This is a genomic window from Vibrio sp. D431a (assembly GCF_030248655.1).
Classification (GTDB): Bacteria; Pseudomonadota; Gammaproteobacteria; order Enterobacterales; family Vibrionaceae; genus Vibrio; species Vibrio alginolyticus.
In genome coordinates this window covers 130,320-148,109 of record NZ_JAHGAP010000008.1, presented here as the reverse complement: position 1 = coordinate 148,109, position 17,790 = coordinate 130,320, and the positions used below count along the sequence as shown (strand labels likewise).

19 protein-coding genes are annotated in these 17,790 nt (G+C 41.4%); 17 read left to right on the top strand and 2 right to left on the bottom strand.

What is annotated here, in order from left to right; all coding sequences use genetic code 11:
- Positions 1–230: 230 nt before the first annotated feature.
- From KJB35_RS06260 to KJB35_RS06175, 17 genes are all read left to right on the top strand, one after another.
- Positions 231–1,202, top strand: a complete 972-nt coding sequence (locus tag KJB35_RS06260) for a phosphotransferase (protein ID WP_047102731.1) — start codon at positions 231–233, stop codon at positions 1,200–1,202.
- Positions 1,203–1,888: 686 nt separating this feature from the next.
- Entirely contained in the window at positions 1,889–2,953 is a 1,065-nt protein-coding gene (locus KJB35_RS06250) for a hypothetical protein (RefSeq protein WP_054575062.1), read from the top strand.
- A gap of 140 nt (positions 2,954–3,093) precedes the next feature.
- Positions 3,094–3,615, top strand: a complete 522-nt coding sequence (locus KJB35_RS06245; RefSeq protein WP_005377075.1) for a GNAT family N-acetyltransferase — start codon at positions 3,094–3,096, stop codon at positions 3,613–3,615.
- A 104-nt stretch (positions 3,616–3,719) separates the two neighbouring features.
- Entirely contained in the window at positions 3,720–4,121 is a 402-nt protein-coding gene (locus KJB35_RS06240; protein WP_005377076.1) for a DUF2007 domain-containing protein, read from the top strand.
- A gap of 143 nt (positions 4,122–4,264) precedes the next feature.
- Positions 4,265–4,873: a pyridoxamine 5'-phosphate oxidase family protein gene (locus tag KJB35_RS06235; RefSeq protein WP_005389306.1), complete on the top strand. Its 609-nt coding sequence runs from the start codon at positions 4,265–4,267 to the stop codon at positions 4,871–4,873.
- A gap of 141 nt (positions 4,874–5,014) precedes the next feature.
- Positions 5,015–5,428 carry an RDD family protein gene (locus KJB35_RS06230; RefSeq protein ID WP_033907478.1) on the top strand — a complete coding sequence of 138 codons (414 nt, stop codon included), beginning with the start codon at positions 5,015–5,017 and terminating at the stop codon, positions 5,426–5,428.
- A 131-nt stretch (positions 5,429–5,559) separates the two neighbouring features.
- On the top strand, positions 5,560–6,120 hold the full coding sequence (locus tag KJB35_RS06225) for a sugar O-acetyltransferase (RefSeq protein WP_005377080.1): 561 nt from the start codon (positions 5,560–5,562) through the stop codon (positions 6,118–6,120).
- Between the two features lie 256 nt (positions 6,121–6,376).
- Positions 6,377–6,922, top strand: coding sequence for a GNAT family N-acetyltransferase (locus KJB35_RS06220; RefSeq protein ID WP_213908133.1), 546 nt, complete (start codon positions 6,377–6,379; stop codon positions 6,920–6,922).
- Positions 6,923–7,064: 142 nt separating this feature from the next.
- Complete coding sequence (locus KJB35_RS06215; protein WP_213908132.1) at positions 7,065–7,706, top strand: alanyl-tRNA editing protein; 642 nt, start codon at positions 7,065–7,067, stop codon at positions 7,704–7,706.
- A 128-nt stretch (positions 7,707–7,834) separates the two neighbouring features.
- A complete protein-coding gene (locus tag KJB35_RS06210) occupies positions 7,835–8,122 on the top strand; it encodes a putative quinol monooxygenase (protein WP_213908131.1) in 288 nt (95 codons plus the stop codon).
- 143 nt (positions 8,123–8,265) lie between these two features.
- The gene (locus KJB35_RS06205) at positions 8,266–8,562 is read left to right on the top strand and encodes an antibiotic biosynthesis monooxygenase (protein ID WP_033907479.1); all 297 of its coding nucleotides are present in this window, start codon (positions 8,266–8,268) and stop codon (positions 8,560–8,562) included.
- A gap of 81 nt (positions 8,563–8,643) precedes the next feature.
- The gene (locus KJB35_RS06200) at positions 8,644–9,249 is read left to right on the top strand and encodes a hypothetical protein (RefSeq protein WP_054728580.1); all 606 of its coding nucleotides are present in this window, start codon (positions 8,644–8,646) and stop codon (positions 9,247–9,249) included.
- Between the two features lie 97 nt (positions 9,250–9,346).
- Positions 9,347–9,700, top strand: a complete 354-nt coding sequence (locus tag KJB35_RS06195) for a DUF1428 domain-containing protein (RefSeq protein WP_053304373.1) — start codon at positions 9,347–9,349, stop codon at positions 9,698–9,700.
- Positions 9,701–9,829: 129 nt separating this feature from the next.
- Positions 9,830–10,456, top strand: coding sequence for a LysE family translocator (locus KJB35_RS06190; protein ID WP_042523838.1), 627 nt, complete (start codon positions 9,830–9,832; stop codon positions 10,454–10,456).
- Positions 10,457–10,783: 327 nt separating this feature from the next.
- The gene (locus tag KJB35_RS06185) at positions 10,784–11,410 is read left to right on the top strand and encodes a LysE family translocator (RefSeq protein ID WP_005377098.1); all 627 of its coding nucleotides are present in this window, start codon (positions 10,784–10,786) and stop codon (positions 11,408–11,410) included.
- A 169-nt stretch (positions 11,411–11,579) separates the two neighbouring features.
- Entirely contained in the window at positions 11,580–12,044 is a 465-nt protein-coding gene (locus KJB35_RS06180; protein WP_005377099.1) for a DUF2846 domain-containing protein, read from the top strand.
- 336 nt (positions 12,045–12,380) lie between these two features.
- Positions 12,381–14,039 (top strand): autotransporter assembly complex family protein, encoded by a 1,659-nt coding sequence (locus KJB35_RS06175; RefSeq protein ID WP_053304374.1) that lies wholly within the window; start codon positions 12,381–12,383, stop codon positions 14,037–14,039.
- Positions 14,040–14,097: 58 nt separating this feature from the next.
- Here KJB35_RS06175 and KJB35_RS06170 read toward each other — a convergent pair whose 3' ends face one another.
- Both KJB35_RS06170 and KJB35_RS06165 read right to left on the bottom strand, forming a co-directional pair.
- Positions 14,098–15,549, bottom strand: coding sequence for a phospholipase D family protein (locus KJB35_RS06170; RefSeq protein ID WP_213908130.1), 1,452 nt, complete (start codon positions 15,547–15,549; stop codon positions 14,098–14,100).
- A 101-nt stretch (positions 15,550–15,650) separates the two neighbouring features.
- Positions 15,651–17,690: a carboxylesterase family protein gene (locus tag KJB35_RS06165; RefSeq protein WP_213908129.1), complete on the bottom strand. Its 2,040-nt coding sequence runs from the start codon at positions 17,688–17,690 to the stop codon at positions 15,651–15,653.
- Positions 17,691–17,790: the final 100 nt, after the last annotated feature.

Sequence of the window (17,790 nt, the reverse complement as noted above, 5' to 3'; positions counted from 1 at the left end):
TTGAGTTAGCTTTGTTAATCATTAATTAGCAAAACGAGCTTTGGCGAAAGTGGCTGAAAGATCAGCGAAAACTGAAAGGTGCTCAGTTAACAAACTGTTCAAGAGGGATTCGCAACGCGTGGCATTTTTACTATGCGTTGGTTTAAGTGTTTAGGGTGGTATGCGGCGGCTTCAGTATTGCGTTGCTGCCCCTTAATGCAGCGTTATGTACCTATGAGGTCAATTGAACTATGAGTGATTTTGTTCGTGAGGTTAGTGAAAACTGGAACCAAATAGATGCTGATGCTAGTTTAAATCGGCAATCAGCTGGCGCGACTAATCATGTCTTTCGAATCCAATCCTCAGAGACTTTTTACCTTAGAAAATATCGTGTTCGCAATGTTGCACAAATCAAGCTTGAGCATGAATTATTACAAAAACTCTCCCAAAATTTGAATACTATAATAGCCCCAGTTTTGACGCGCGATGGCTGCTCCTTTGGCAAAATAGGTGATGGCTTTTACGCTTTATTCCCTGAAGCAAAAGGGGGGCTAATTGGAAAAAGCGAGCTGTCGGAGTTACATGCTTTTCAGTTAGGAAAAGCACTGGCTGAATTGCATGTTCAACTAGCTTCTATGGCTGGAAATAGTTTTCCAACAATCGAGCTCTCATGGGATAAAAGTGCTTGGGTCGATAGGTTACAAAAAATAGTTGCCTGTATTGAAATCAACAGTGCGCTTGATGCAAAAGGTTCGGTGCTACGAAGAGTAAAACAACAGCGTGACTATCTAGCGAGCTCACAAGCCGTACACTCATATACTCCTTTAACAAGCAGGCAATTAATTCACGGCGACTTTCATCATTTTAACGTCTTTTTTGATTTAAACGGTGCTGTAAGTGATGTGATTGATTGGGACCTAGTACAAAATATGCCACCTGGTTATGAGGTGGCTAGAGCCTGTATGTACATGTTTGACATGGATGTTAATAAATCATTGGCCTTGTTAAAAGGGTATCTGTCTATTAAACCTATGACACAACCTGAGCTTAACGATGGAGCAAAGGCATGGGCTGTTTATGCTGACCATCATGTATGGGCTTTGGAAGAGGTGTTCTTAAAAAACAATACCGCTGCACAGAAGTTCATCCCCAAAAGTGACTTTATTCCGTTCATGGTTCAATGGTCCAAAATTGAAAGTGCATTATTTTGCGGCGGTACATAACAAGGCGTTTAAGAGGGATTCTCAACGCTTGGCGGTTTCAGTTCAAAGTTTAGCTTTTGTGTATATAGCACAATAGTTTAAGTTGGGTGGTATAGCGTTGCTCACCCCTTAACGCGGCGTTAGTAAGGGTTTGGCATCAAAGGTCATAAGTTTTGGTGTTTATCTGTTTTGGCGCTCGTTTTTACACCTTTCAGTTAGTGCCTTTCACGTTCTTTCCGGTGGCACTATATGCGGAGTGTTCGCTTTGATTTCACCGTTTACGGCTTCTAACTCTTAGCCAATTTCTTTGGCGCTTCTTCATTTTCGTTGTGGCTTTTGAGAGAACCTGGATTACTTCTGGTGTGGCTGTTGAAGTACGAGGAAAGAATCCTTTTCTAATTTGAAGCCAGTGAAAGTAGGCCTGTTCAGTGCGTTTTTCTTCTAGCCAACTTTCGTTTCTTAACCGAGTTTAAGTTTTGTAGCGGCCCGTCTCACTTCAGTGTTCAAAGCCTTTGATATCATGCTAGTTTTCAATATCTTGGAGCGCATAAATAGAAGTAGCGCATGTACTAACAAATTGCTTAAGAGTGATTCGTAACGCGTGGCATTTTCATTATGCGTTGAGTATAGTGATTAAGGCGTAATACTGGATCTTCGGTATTGCGCTACTCACACCTTAACTCGGCGTTAGGCAAAAAGGAAGACATATGGCTATAGAAATAATTGTTGGTGCTGCTGGTGCATCCCTTACACTTCTTGACCTTGTATTAAGGGCTAAAGGGTCATTAATTGCTCCCAAAAAAGATCCTTTCATAAATTACGATACTAGCTATCTGTTAGGTGTTTACTCGGAAGAAACGCCGATTTCTCATTTTATACCTTACAGTGAACTAATAAGCATGTACCCTGAAGGTAAGAAAATAGAAATTAAAATAAACAATCGAAAGTTCATGCTTCGACCACCAAACCAAGAATGGTCTAAAGTCTCAGACCTTGGGTTCAGTCAACTTATAGAGTCCCAAAGGGTTAGAGATAACGAAGGAGCGATCAGGCTTCATGAAGTTTTAGAGTCAGGTGATAATATAAGCTTCTCACTACAGAAGGCATCATACTTTGACCAATGTAAATCCAATTTAATATTAGATTGGTCATCTCAGGATGATGATGGCATTTCACTAAGGTCCTTACAGCGTGGAATCTATGGAGGGCTCTTACCTAATTTAAATGATAAAACTATGGCTAACACAGTTGGAATTGCAGCTCTCATTTATTACAGAGAGGAAGACGAATATGTCCCCTATATGGTTAAACGTGTAAAGAAAGTAGGAGTCTTTCCTGGTGGTATTCACTGCACTTCGTCCGGGGTTGCAAAGTGGCCCTCAGATTCTGCCGATACTAGCTTTGAAAATTTCTTTACAAAGCATATGTACTCTGAATTAGAGGAAGAAGTTGGTCTGACAAAGAATGATATTTCAGAACTTATTCCCATGGCTGTTTGCAGGGAGTTCGCTAGGGGAGGAAAGCCCCAAGTCTTTTATGCTGGTTTTACTGAGTTATCTAAATCTGAACTAATAGAAAAAAGAATTAAAGCGCAAGCAACAATTGCAGAAATGAAGCTATGGCCAGAAATTGAACAGCAAAGATGGTATCACTCTGAAATCGTATTAGGTACTGATGAATTAATGGGATCTATTAGTAAATACAAAGTTACTTTAGAAGGCGTGGCATCTCTGCATTATGGAATAAAGTATTTGCAGCAGCACAGGATATAAAATGCCTAACAATCTGTTTAAGAGTGATTCTCAACTCGTGGCATTAACTGGGCGTTGAGCTCAGTGATTAAATCGGTATGCGGAAGGTTCGGTATTGCGTTGCTCAACTCCAAAAGGTCATTAATACTCAAAGGTCAAATATGGATATTTACCCAGAAATCGAGTTATCTAAAGCACAGCATAATGCAATTGAAGCTCTTAGAAACCAGTCGTTTCCTGAACATCAAGTTACTCGCTCTTACTATAAGCAACTCCCGCATATGAGAGTTCTGAATTACGAAGGTGATCAGTTAGTTGGTTACATGGGATTAGACTACAGAGTTGTTCGCGTTGGTGATGAAATTTATAAAGTATTAGGTGTGAGTGACTTTTGTGTCGAGAGCAAAGTTCAAAGACAAGGTATTGGCACAACAATGTTGTCTCAACTCAGCGAGTATGCGTCCACTAAAGATGTCGACTTCATCATTTTAGTCTCCGATTTGGAGCGTTTTTATGTGGCTAATGGTTATCAGCGCCTTAACTCTCTAAGTTCTTGGTTGCGCGTTCATGAACATAAAAATTACGGTGTTGCTGTAGAGCAACTAGATGATTTATATGTTAAACCTATCAGCGGCAAAACTTGGGCTGTTGGCCATATAGATTGGTTAGGGTATATGTACTAGTCTGTAGTGGGCTAATAAGTTGTTCAAAAAGAAATACTACACATGGCATTTCCAATTAGCGTTTCTTATACCTTACGGGAGCGCTTTCCCACAAGGAGCAATATGTGATTGTAGTAGCAAGGTTTTCTTTTCCTCATGAAGCTCATATTGCGAGAGCAAGCCTAGATAGTGTCGGAATAGAAAGTTACATCGCTGACGAGCACACGGTAAATACTCAGTGGCTTTATTCAAATGCAATAGGCGGCGTCCGTCTGATGGTGGCCGAAAGTGATGCAGAAGATGCGAAACAAATACTTAGTAGCGATTTCTCAGAATCATTGGGAAATGAAGTTGACGTTGATGAAGAAAAAGACGTTTGCCCTAAATGTGGTAGTAAAGATCTATTTGCATTTACAAAAGGTAAACGCCCAGCTTTCTTAGTTTTTATTTTACTGGGTTTTCCACTGTTTTTTTACAAGCATGGTTATAAGTGTAAGCAGTGTGGGGAGTTTAGTGAAAAACTTTAAATCTTCAGATAACAAGGCATTAAAGAGACAACTTGTACTCGTAGTATTTTTACGATGAGTTAGGTCTAGTGCCTATACAAGAAGTCAGAGTTACTGCTTGCTTACAAGCAAAGCATTATACGATAGTGAAGGAATAACATTGAATGAGTGAAATTAAAACAATAGAGCAGTTAAAAGAAATTTACGCAGAGCCAAGTGCGAGAGCTAAAAATAAAGCTCTGCCTGTGCTGGATGTTCATGCGATTACATTAATTAATAACTGCCATTTTGCAGTTCTAAGTACCGCTGATTCACAAGGGTATATCGATCTTTCTCCTAAAGGAGGGGAGCCTGGCTTCGTAAAAGTTTTAGATGAATCAACATTGTTGCTCCCTGATAGCTCGGGGAACAATCGTATCGATAGTCTAAAAAATATCATTAGTAACCCCAAGGTAGGGTTGTTATTGATGGTAAATGGTATTGATGAAGTGCTCCGTATTAAAGGAATCGCAAGTATTCACACCGACGCCAACTTGATATCTGCTTGCCCCGATGGAAGTAAAGATCCTAAGGTTGTTATCAAAATAGTCATAGAGAGTATGTATTTTCATTGTGCGAAAGCGGTGATGAGAGGGAAACTTTGGTCTGATGACTATAAAGTAAATCGCTCAATTCTCCCTTCATTAGCTCAAATCTTTAAAGATCAACAAAAGTTAGAAAGTAAAGCGCTTAATCAAGAAGAGATGTTGAAATATTACCAATCTAGCCTTTAGAACAAGCGTGGTAATATATTGAAAAGATAGAAAAATCAGGTTCGACCTTGCTTTACGGAAGTATGGATTAGGTTTAGTGGGGATGTTACTGTCTCAATAGCGTTAGTTCACAAATAAACAATTGTTAGTCCAAATTTTAAAATGAAAAATGCAGGAAAATTTACTCTAGAAAATTACGTTTTGGCTAGTCCGGGAGTTAGGTGTGTTGGACAAATGATTGATCTTTTTGTCAGTTTTAGCATTTTTACTCTCGTTTTATGGGTCGGCTTAGAAATCGGTATTGAAAAAGAGCTTGTGCGCGCTATAGCAGTAACTGCGACTGTATCGTATTACCTTTTTTCTGATTGTTTACCAAATGGTCAAAGTGTGGGTAAAAAACTTTTGGGCATTGCAGTTATAAGTGCAAGAACGGGTAAAAAGTGCAATATTTTTCAGTCGCTCTTTCGAAATGTTATTACTCCATTCTTCGGTTTTATTGACTCAATTTTCATTCTTGGTAAAAAGAGGCAACGTCTCGGTGATAAGTTAGTGAGAACGGTGGTGGTAGTGCACTAAATTGATAGCGCTGAGGACTAGGGTTCAAGTCGGGCTTTGTTTTCGTGGTGGAACAGCCTCGCTTAGGAGGTAGCGTTACTCACATACTTAATGTAGCGTTGTAAGAAAATTGGTATTGGAGTCCAAGTTTTATGTCAGAAAAAGAGAAAATGTTAGCAGGTGAGCTTTATGACCCAAGTGATGAAGAGTTATTAAAGTTAAGGTTGAGCGCTAGGTTACTAACTGAAAAATTGAATGCCACGTCTGTTGAGCATAAACAAAAGCGAGTTCAAATAACTAAGCGCTTGTTCGGCACAACAGGGGACGATATTCATGTTGAATCTTCTTTCAATTGCGACTACGGATCCAACATTCACGTTGGAGATAATTTTTACGCTAATTTTGGTTGTGTGATTTTGGATGTTGCGGAAGTTAAGTTTGGTGATAACTGTTTACTTGGGCCTCAAGTTGGCATTTATACTGCGACTCATCCCTTAGATCCTATCGAGAGGAACAGTGGTTTAGAGCTAGCAAAGCCCATAAACATTGGTGACAATTGTTGGATAGGTGGCCATGCCGTAATCAACCCTGGCGTAACACTTGGGAACAACGTGGTGGTAGCCTCTGGCGCAGTCGTTACAAAGAGTTTTAGAGACAATGTCGTTGTTGGTGGCAACCCAGCCAGAGTACTGAAGGAAATCGTCACTAAGTGATAATAAAGTATATGGACTAGTTTGAGCCTGAGTTTAGGACTTGTGATCAACTCACCCCAAGCTTTGATGCGTTCAACGGTTACTTGTTGACGCACTTGAATGTCTAAAATTTGCTTCAATATAGAGTCGTTACACGTGGCGCTTTTGTCGTGCGTTGAGCTTGTTTAAAAGTCTCATACGAAATCATTTGTATTACGTGTCTCACACTTTTATTGGATTTTCGTCACCAATAACAAACCAAAAGGCTGACCCCAAAATGTTAGTAACAAAGATTGAAACGGAACGATTAATTCTAAGAGAGCTAGTTGAAGATGATGCAAGCGAATTGTTTGACATCTTCTCAGACCATGAGGTCATGAAATATTGGAACTCTGGCCCTTGGGTTTCAATTGAAGAAGCGCGGACATTTATAGCCAAGAGTACACAGGCCATGAATAGCAATACAGAAGTGACACTAGGCATCTTCCTAAAGAGCAATGGCCAACTTCTGGGTAAGATAATGCTGTTTAATCACGTGAAAGAGTCTAGGCGCGCAGAAATTGGCTTTGGCGTTAGTCGTCATTTCTGGGGTAAAGGCATTGTATTAGAGGCGGGAACTGCATTAATCGAACACGCATTCAAAACACTGAATCTACGTCGAATCGAGGCTGAGATAGATCCAGACAATGCTTCTTCAGGTAAAGTCTTGGAACGGTTAGGTTTTATAACGGAAGGTTTCCTAAGGCAGCGTTGGGAAGTGAATGGAGTAGTCTCAGATTCCGCAATTTACGGGTTGTTAGCTAAACCCCTGGACAGCGTTTAGTACCCGGCCTTAAAAGCATCTAATAGATCTAGCCTGCTCGTACTCAATACACAGCCTTACACTTGACGGCGAGGTTTCTTGAATTGACTTGGTGGTCACTGAATGTACTATCAAGGATAGGACTTACTGCAAGGATAGCAGCATGAGCGAGAAATTATTTTGGGTTAATCCCTACCAAACAGAACTTAACTCAAGAGTGACCAATGTAGACGGAAATAAGGTTGAATTGGACCAGACTATCTTCTTTGCAGAGTCTGGAGGCCAAGAGAGTGATAAAGGAACGATTAATGGTATTCCGGTTTTGATTGCTCAAAAGTTAGGTGTTCGACTTATTTACACATTGGAATCCTCTCCAAATTTTACTCTTGGTGACATTGTAACTACGAATATTGATTGGAAGCGTAGATACGCCTTAATGAAGCTACACTTTACGGCTGAAGTGGTGCTCGAGATGTTTTATCAGCGTCGGGAAGGCATTGTTAAGATAGGCGCGCATATTTCTGAAAATAAGAGTCGCATAGATTTCGAGTGGTCTGAAAGTATTGGCCCGCTATTGAAAGAAATTGAAACTGATGTGCAAGATTTGATTAACTCTGATTCAGTTATTATTAGTGACTTTTCCGATCAAGAGAGTGAAAGAAGGTATTGGAGAGTGGATGGGTTTGCGCAAGTACCTTGCGGTGGCACTCATTTAAAGCGCACATCAGAAGTCGGCCAAATTCAATTAAAACGCAAGAACATCGGTAAAGGCAAAGAAAGGGTAGAGATAACCTTATGCTCGTAAGTCGATAGGGCATTAGAAATAGATTCCTAACACGTGGCATTTTAATTCATGGTGAGATTCACATTTGCGATATGATGGTTGAGATTGAGGGCGTGTTGGCTACTTCTTAACAGGGGCGAGAGGATGATATGTCGAAAGTAACATTGAAAGGCTTTATTTTAGTTCCGGAAAAGGATTTAGAATTAGTAAAACATGCGTTAATAATTCACAAAAGGCTCACGTTAGAAGAGCCGGGCTGCCTTACTTTTCTTGTGACTCAAAGCTCGACTAATCCTTTTCGTTTTGATGTCTATGAGGAGTTCGTCGACAAAGCCTCTTTTAAGCAACATCAGGAAAAAGTTCAAGCCTCACATTGGGGAAAAGTAACCGCCAATGTTAAACGTCAATACGAAATCTTTGAATGTGTGCATGACTAATCGAATCGGAGTGATTTAGAGCGTTTACGCTTTGTTTTTTAGGTTGCTCTACGCTCTGCTATGTTGCTTTATTCATCTATTAACCTGGCTTAGTGTTCTTGATACTTTGCCGTATTAAATCTAGAAATTTTAATGGAAGTGTTATGTTTAGAGTTGTGTATGAATGGCGTGTGCCAAGTGAAAAAATGGATGAGTTTCAAAATATATGGCGTTCGACGACAGATTCAATTCATCAGTCAGTAGAAGGGGCGCTTGGTAGTTTTATGCTTCGTTCTTACGATGTACCGGAAAAGGTTTTAACTATTGCCAAGTGGCGAACACGTGAAGACTGGGAGCGGTTTTGGGGAACTAGTAACCCAGAAAAAATGAAGAAGATGAGTGAAATTGCAGAGCGTATTTCAGTTGAACCATTCGATGAAATTGAAGATAGAACTAAGTAGGGCAATAGAAACGTTAAAGTGATGCCTAATGAACAGTTTGGCGGACAATATGAAAGACAACCTTAACCAAGGAATAGGGTTATGCAGATTTTAATCGTTGGAGGTAGTAAGGGTCTAGGAAGGTTCTTGGCTACGAACTTACAGGGTACAGAAATTTATGCGATTTCTAGATCAAAGCTAGTTGAGGAGGGAGTCGCTTCTGTTTGTATTGACGTTGATCCCGGTAAAAAGCCAGATTATACGTGCTTCAAAGGTGTAGAGTTTGACATCATAGTTTATTTGGCGTCGATGTGGGGAGAGTCTTCAGAATTGACAACAAACGAACTGATTGAGTTTATGAATGTTGGTCCGATTGGGTATCTTAATTTAGTCAATGAGCTTAACGCTTTAGGTTCACTTAACGATAAATGCAATATTGTATCTATTGGCTCTACAGCAGAGCTTTCAGAAAGTAGTGAATACCCTGCATTCGCCCTCAGTAAAAGATTACTCAAAGATATTTCTAGCCAGCTGCAAAACGTTTATCGTGATTACCGCTTTACTCACTTTACAATAGGTGGGATCGGGCATGCTGAAGAGGAACGTATTGAGTATTCGAGTGTTTTGGAGATTATAAATATGCTAACCAAGCTTGATCCAAACACATACCTTTCAAATATGCATATAAAGTCCAAGCTAGGAATGTAGCTCTCAAGCTGTATTACGTACCTGCTTCTATGGTTTGGCATCATGTGCATTCTTTTTATTGAGCTATGGTTATAACTCCAATGAAAGGAGTTTACTTATGTCATACATTGATGGGTTTGTCGCTGCAGTACCGACAGCGAATAAAGAAAAGTATATCGCACACGCAAAAATAGCAGCAGAAATGTTCAGGGAGTTTGGGGCCTTAAAGGTTGTTGAGACGTGGGGGAGTGAAGTACCAGATGGTGATATCACATCATTTCCCATGGCAGTTAACGCTGAAAGCAACGAAACCGTTGTGTTTTCGTGGGTAGTCTGGCCTTCAAAAGAAGTTCGGGACTCAGGGTGGCAGCGGATCATGGGGGATCCTCGAATGAGTCCAGACAATAACCCAATGCCCTTTGATGGAAAGCGTCTCATTTATGGCGGATTTGATGTTATTTTGGAGCAGTAAAATACCAAAGAATCTCAACTTGATTCGTGACACTTGGTGTTTTAATCAGTATTACGCTTCTGATGTACGTTCAATAGAGTATTCCGCGATAAGTGTTGATAAAACTCCATTTGGAGGCTTAGAGTAAAAATGGAAGAGATAAATTATTCACTGATTGTCGTATCAGCTATCGCTGCCATCGCTAGCCCTGGACCTGCAACTCTTGCGATAGCAGGCACGTCAATGAACCACGGTCGACGCTTTGGTGGGTATTTGGCTGCAGGTGTTTTAACGGGGTCTTTATTTTGGTCAACCTCAGCCGCTTTTGGTCTCGCAACCATACTCTATAGCAATGTTTGGCTTTTTGAAATTCTTAGATATTGTGGGGCATTTTATCTTTTATATTTGGCTTTAAAGTCCGTACATTCTGCCTGCAACATCGAGCAGCTAAAGTTACCCAAAACATACGTAACGACAAAGAAGGGTAACTACTTAACCGGAGTGTTAATTCACTTAACTAACCCAAAGGCTATTCTGTTTTTCGGTGCGCTTTATTCGATAGGGGTTCCTCCTAAGGCCAGTCCGTTGGAATTGTTGTCGGTCATTTTTGTTGTGGGGCTGGTTAGTGCTTTGGTTTTCTTTGGCTATGCTTTTCTTTTCGCGCATAAAAAGGTCAGACAAACCTATCTCAGATCCAAAGCAGTTTTTGAAGGCGTGTTCGCGTTATTTTTTGGTGTAGCAAGTATTAAGTTGCTGCTTAGTGAGGCAGGAAAATGAAGCACAAAAGGCTTGAAGAAATAAGAATAGATAATCTATCTGATTTGACGGTCTATTAAGTATACTAAGTAGCCGATTTGTTAACTTCCATAAGAGCTGCTGGCTAGAAAAAGCTTACAACCAAATGATGCTAAATATTATCATTCAAAGGGCTAACAAAGGCCCATAATTTAATTCGTATCACTGTTCATGATTGTGCTCTTCGTGCAGTGCTGTAGTATTAGTAACGTGTTGTTAATACTAAATATAACCAATCGAAACCTGGACGTTGCATTACTTGTAGTTCGATGAAATGTTATCCCGCAAGACGTTAATTTGGAGAAAAGAATGGATTCAAACTCACTATTATTATTTGTTGTCGCTTGTCTCGCTATCAACATGATTCCTGGACCTGATGTAATTTATATTGTTTCCAATACAATGAAAGGTAAATTATCTGCTGGGCTGAAAGCGGCTCTGGGGCTTGGTGTTGGTTACTTTTTTCATACACTAGCGGCATGTTTAGGTTTGTCAGCAATAATTCTGAGTTCATCTTTGGCTTTTAGCGTTGTTAAATGGTTAGGGGCCGCTTACCTAGTTTATTTAGGTGTTCAGTCATTACTGTCCATGTGGCGTGGAGAAAGTAAAATCGTTGAAAACAAAAATGTTGATAATAATAAAAATGTGTTTGTTCAGGGAGTTATCGTCAGCGTCTTGAATCCAAAAGTAGCGCTATTCTTCCTATCATTTCTGCCTCAATTTATTGATACGTCTGCAAGCTCAACATCAATGCAATTATTAGTACTTGGCTTGCTGTTCAGCGTACTTGCGACGACATGTAACGTTTTGTACGCATCTGTGGGTAATTGGGTATTTAGTCGTCCACACTCTCAGCGTTATTCAAGAACTCTTGAAGGTGTTTCAGGTATTCTACTTATCAGTCTAGCGAGTAAAGTGGCATTTAGTGATCGTTAGATACAGGGCATTTTATTCTCGTGATTATTATATGGCTAATGTTTGCTCAATCTATACGCTAAATGAGTGCTATTGCATAGGTTGAATCACAAATTTCAAAAATACCAATAAGTAAATGTATTTGTTTATAGTATGGTTGGCGCGATTTTATCGTAGCTAGGTTAATAACATGAAAAATAAAGTAATTCTGTGTTCCGCATTCCTTTTGGGTTTGTCAGGTTGTGCTTCTGTTCCTACTGTTGATTCGACAGTATCAAATCAAATGAAATCATTTGAAGCACCTCAAAAGGGGAACGCAGGGATTTACATTTACCGAGAAGATGCTTTTGTCGGAGCAGCGCTTAAAAAGTATGTTTACGTCGATGGGGAATGTATTGGTGAAACCGCTCCTGGTGTATTCTTCTACCATGAGGTCGAAGGCAATAAAGAACATCAAGTAAGTACAGAGTCTGAGTTTTCGGAAAATCACTTAACTATCTTAACGGAAGAGGGCCGTAATTATTTCGTTAATCAATACATTAAAATGGGTGTATTTGTTGGTGGTGCGGGCGTAGAACTCGTGGACGAAAGCAAAGGTAAAGCAGAAGTACTAAAAGTCGACATGGCAGAAAAAGGAAACTGTTCTTCGATCTAGTTTTACAAACAGACCGCTTTTTAGATTAAAAAACACATTATCAATGTAACCCAACGCTTGATGAGATCCATTCAGCGTTGGGTTTTGTATTTTTGGCAAACAGTATACCTATTTCAGACCGCATGATTTGCCACCTCCTAGCTTGAGCCTACTTATTGTTCAAAGAATCTACTTGTGAAACGTGAATTTTCGAGAGGATTTCGTAGGGAGCAATCCTACAAACGCGATTAACAGATATGCCATTCCATCATTAACCTTGTCGAGTGTATTGCTAAACTAGGTAGCGGTGTGCCTCCTCTCATTAAACAAATAATAGGTATATCAGTTTTAGCTTCTATGCCTTTACATCATGCACTCGGAGCGCAATTTAAAATCAAAGGGCTAACACCAATATTAGAGAAAAATCTTGAAAGTCACCTTACACCACTAACGAAACTCTCTGTTTCAAACATTACCTCAAATCGACTAACGCAGATGGTTAATAATGCGTTAAACCCTTATGGCTACTATCATTCCGAGCTCAATGTTCGGAGATCAGAGAATGATCTCATCACGCTTGAGGTTGACGCGGGGGAGGTGATGTTGGTGGCAAAATCTAATATTGCTGTGTCGGGAGAGGCCAGTAACGATCAAGATTTCATCGAACTAATTAATCAAGCTCAACTTAAACAAGGGCAGCCGTTGCTTCATTCTGAGTACGACACGCTAAAACGAAACTTGATTTCATTGGCTCAGCAAAAAGGTTACTTAGATGGACGTTTTATCGAATCGTCTTTGGAAGTCATTCCAAGTTTGAATCAAGCTCATGTGAATCTGCATTTCTCTAGTGGTTCTCGTTACCAATTTGGAGAGCTCTCTGTCCTTACGTCGGGTATCGAAACGGCTCGAATAGAAGCGATGAGAACATTTGAGTGGGGCGACGATTTTGACACTTTGAAATTGAGTCAATATCAGGCCGATCTCTCCAGTACTGATTGGTTTCGCAGTGTGATTGTGAAAGCGGATTTCGAGGAGGTATTCGATGGCTATAAGTTGCCGATAGAAGTGCTCGCAGAGCCGAATTCACGCAATATTGTGCAAGTCGGCGGAGGGTATTCGACAGACTTGGGGTTGCGCGCTTCGCTAAACTGGACCAAGCCTTGGTATAACGCACGTGGACACAGTTTTGAGGCACAAGCGTACGCTTCCAAACCGGAACAATCGCTATTACTAGGTTATAAAATTCCCACCAAAAATGTCCTGACGGATTACTACGGGATTCAGTTTGAGTCTAAGCATGTCGACTATCGAGATACATCGAGTCTTTCTAATGATTTATCGTTTGAAAAGCACTGGCAGTTAGACAGTGATTGGCAAAGCACCATGCACGTTCGTTACTTGCAAGAAAGTTATCGACAAGCGTCGGAGAATAACGAATCACAGTTGTTATTACCTGGGGTGACATTTTCGCTGCTTGATCGCAAGAACGACCAATTAGAAGTAAAGCACCGTCACGTCTACTCATTGGAATACTCAGACCCCAATTTTTTCTCCGATTCTCGTTTGCTGCGCATTGAAGGCAACAGTGTGTTGTCTTGGGATATTAGTGCAAAACACAAGTTTCACTTTCGTTCCAATGTCGGTATTAATGTCGCTGACATTTTGAGCGATATTCCATCATCATTACGTTTCTTTGCGGGAGGTGATGGCAATCTTCGGGGTTATGGTTATGAGTCTATCTCTCCGAGAGATGAAAATGGCGATTTAACCGGTGCTCGTTACATGTTTACTGCTGGGCTGGAATATCAATATCAGGTCTACCGACAATTGTGGCTTGGGGCATTTTATGATGTCGGTGATGCCTTCAACGATAGGGTGGATTGGAAAAGCGGTACAGGGTTGAGTTTGATATGGAGCTCAAAATACGTGCCCGTCAAAGTGGATTTTGCTTACGGTTTAGATGCTCCGCAAGGAGACCAATTCCGCGTTCACTTTTCGCTAGGCACGCAGTTTTAGCGGGCATTAAAAAGGCTCTCATCCTTGCAGATAGAGAGCCTTTTTAAGCCTTGATTGTTTAGAGTTCGAACTCACCATTCAGTTTCTTGAATATCCAGTTAGGCGCGTTATGCCATCCACCATAGTTTGGATTCTTAGTATGGGTTTCATTCATTGATTGCCACTGAGTTTGGCCTTGTCCATCTCGAGATACTCGCCAAAACAGTTCATCTTGTTGTCGGGTTAAGTAGTGCATGACATGTTCTGCAAAGGCTTCGCTTTGGACCAACACACCAAATTCCACATTGAGGAAATCCGATCTTGGGTCGAAGTTTGATGAGCCGATATAAGTCAGCCGATCATCGAGTATCACCGTCTTGTTGTGATAATAAGTATCCGCATGGAAGTAATGGTCATCATTTTTCGCTTGGTTTTTATACTCAAGTATATGAACGCCCTTATTCAACAAGGTTTGGCGGTGCTCCTCGTAATAAGCCGGAATAAAGCCAGAATCATTAGATGCAGACGAGTTCGTCATTAACGTGATGTCCGCTTTTTGCTCCATCAAGGTATCAATAAAGGCAAATTCACCATCACTTGGTACCACATAAGGCGTTGATATCACAGCTTTTGATGCAGAGGTTATTTGTTGCCAAACTTGGTGTTCTGCACGTTTTCTAAAGTAGGATTTGTTGTTTTCTAACTTGTTTAATGAGTCGAAAACGGGGGTGACTTGCGCAGCAATGAAGTTGGGGCTGGTCAGGTGTTTAACCTGTTTTTCAACTTCCGTCAGAATGATGCTTTTGTCTTTCTCACCTTTATTAAGCGCTTTAGTAAACGCGGAATAGTTTGGGGTAACGTTAACGATGTTTTCTATTGGCGTGACATGCTCGCTGTCCCAAAGTTGTTGGTAGTTCTGGTCGAACGCTCGAATAATGCTGCCTTTGAACAAGACATCTATATCAAAGAAGTTGGCTTTGCGGCTGTAACCAAAATAGTCGTCGCCAATGTTACGTCCACCTAGAATCATCCATTGATGGTCGACGTTGAAGTACTTCTCGTGTAGACGATTGTCCAAACGTTGCTGATGAGTAGAGAAGTTGACGGCGCGACCAATCCAACCTGACTTACGTGAATCAAACGGATTGAATAAACGGATTTTAATGTTGTCGTGAGCGCTGAGATCAGCAAGCCATTTTTCGTTAAACACCAATAAATCATCGAGAGTGAGTCGAACTTGCACGCCTCGATCTGCTGCTTGTTTGAGTTCATTGAGTAGCATCAAACCAAGCGTGTCACTTTCCCAAGAAAAATAAGTCATATCGATGCTTTGCTGAGCGTTTCTTACCAGTTCAACGCGACGAGCAAAGGCTTCTGGAGCGGTAGGAATTAAGTAAACTTCGGCTTGATGCTGAGTAGTTTGCCAATTGGCTTCAAAATCCGGTTCAACTTGAGGGTAGGGCTGGGCACAGCCAACCAATAGCACGCTGAAGATAAAGAGTAGCAGAGCGCGAAGGGCGTTAGGAAACATGAGTAAACCTTCCTAATGATGTTCAAGGAATGAGGATGAAAAAAGCCAGCGAACTGGCTTTTAGGTATTCGGTAACGAGTTTTTAGTGGCTGAAGATGAAGTTACATGTGGCTAAGAATTAACCCAAGTTCCTCGAGACCGTTGAGGCGACCTTGGCGCAGTTTTGGATCGATGCCTGAGTGATGAGCATTGTCCCAGTCTTGTGTGGACTGAATACCGCCATCGTTATCGATCAGCAATACTCGGTCAGTCGCGCTGTTGTATTGGAAGTCCTCAAATAAACGTTCGCTAAACCACATACGAGAGAGCTCGTTCATCATCGCTTTGTCTTTGCTACCTGGGCGAACACTTGAACCATCAAGCTTTAATGCCTTGTTAAACATAAATGGTAATTCCGATGCATTACAAGCGCCCACAATACAACTGATGCTTTTGAGTAAATTACCCACGTCGAGATCGCCATTTTCACCTTTTGTGTTGTAAGTCCATACGTTGAATCCAGGTTTGTAGTCAAAGTAGTAAAAGCTTGGCGTCGCTCCTGTTGCTTCTTCAGTTGAAACCTTATGACGGTTTGGACCCGTGAAGAGCAAATCATGCAACGTGGTTTTGAATTGCTGCATGTTTTTGACCGCGCCATTCAGTTCGCTTTCATCGTTAGGGAAGAAGTCAGCCAGAGCAAGTAACTCAGTGGTTGAATCGGAGTTCCTCAAACCGAAGAACAACTTAGTCATCGCCTCATAAGCGGTGCTAGGCAGCAGTTCCAATAAGTCAGAAAGATCGAGTTCAATTGAAGCTGAATCGCTGATTAATGAACGATATTCGGTGCGTAAACGGTTTAAGTTCGTTTCCGATTCTAGCCACTCAACCATGTATTCGACGATTAAGGTTTCGTCACCACTTTCAATGATTTCTGGTGCTTCTTGGCTCAAGATTTCAATGATAGTTGGGATCAAAAATGTCAGGCTCGGCAGCATGCCCAGAGTATTGATTTCTGCGCTGTTAGAGCCAATTACCGTTGGTACGATCCATTCACTCTCAATGGCTTGCTCAGTAAAGTGATAGCCTGGTACTTCTTTCACTAGAAACGCTGGTGGGCGATGCTCGATGTAAGGCGCAAATGGCATCAATGTAGCTAATGGGCTGTTGTCGCGTGTTGGGCTTATAACCGGAATATTCACGGCGGTCAGTACCCAGTTCTTAAGACGTTGAATAGGATCAAGCATCTCGCTTTGTACCTTCATGATCTCTTCAAGTGGTAGTAACGCAAGATCTTCAACGCTTTGCTCTGGTCTTTGGCTCTTGGCAACATCGTAACTTTTATATTCAAAGCCGTAAGGGTTGCTTTGCATGATGGCACGTTGAAAGTGCTCACCTGCGATTGCAGCATCGCCTTTTGATTGCTGTAAAATTCCCACAGACATGGCACCCGCACCTTGACCCATGAGTGTCACGTTTTGCGGATTGCCGCCGAATGCCTCTATGTTTTGTTGAACCCATTCAAGCGCGTGTTTTTGATCGCCTAGGCCAAAGTTACCGCCCTCTGGGTTGTCCAAACCATCGACCCAAACACTGCCCAACAAGCCCAAGCGATAGTTAAAAGTAACTGCAATAAACGGGTTACCATCGTCAGCACCTTGTGCAACCACCATATCACCATGAATCAGCGGTTCTGAGCCCGCGCCGTATTCAAAGTCTCCACCGTGAATAAAGACATACACTGGCAAATCTGCGTACGCTTCTGTCCCTGCTGGTCGCCAAATGTTTAGGTTCAAACAATCTTCTGATTGCGTTTGTGCCGTGGTTTTTAACTGCGGGCACGCATCACCGAACTGAGTCGCATCAATATCGCCTTCAAGTGGGATCGCAATGCTGTGCTGAAAGCGGTCTGCTTGCGCAAATTGGATACCTTTGAACGCCTCTACCGCTGCCAGTTTTTCATCCGCAGCAAGAGGCGTGATGACAAGGGACTCTTTGGTCGCTTGAATGGTTGCATCGCCAATTTCCAAAGCGATTTGCTCTGGTGGTAAGGGTTGTAGTGGCTTCGGGCTGTTAGGAACGCTAGGTTTACCAGAGTCATCACTGCAAGCTGCTAAGGCAAGAGTGATGGTAATGGCTAAAGTTGAGCGATTGAGTAAAGTCATTGTTATGTCCAAAAAGTCATTTGGTGCGTGCACCGAAAATGTTAAACGGCATCTAACAAGCGACGTCCTGACGCTTTGGTATTAATCCGTGAATGGTTGG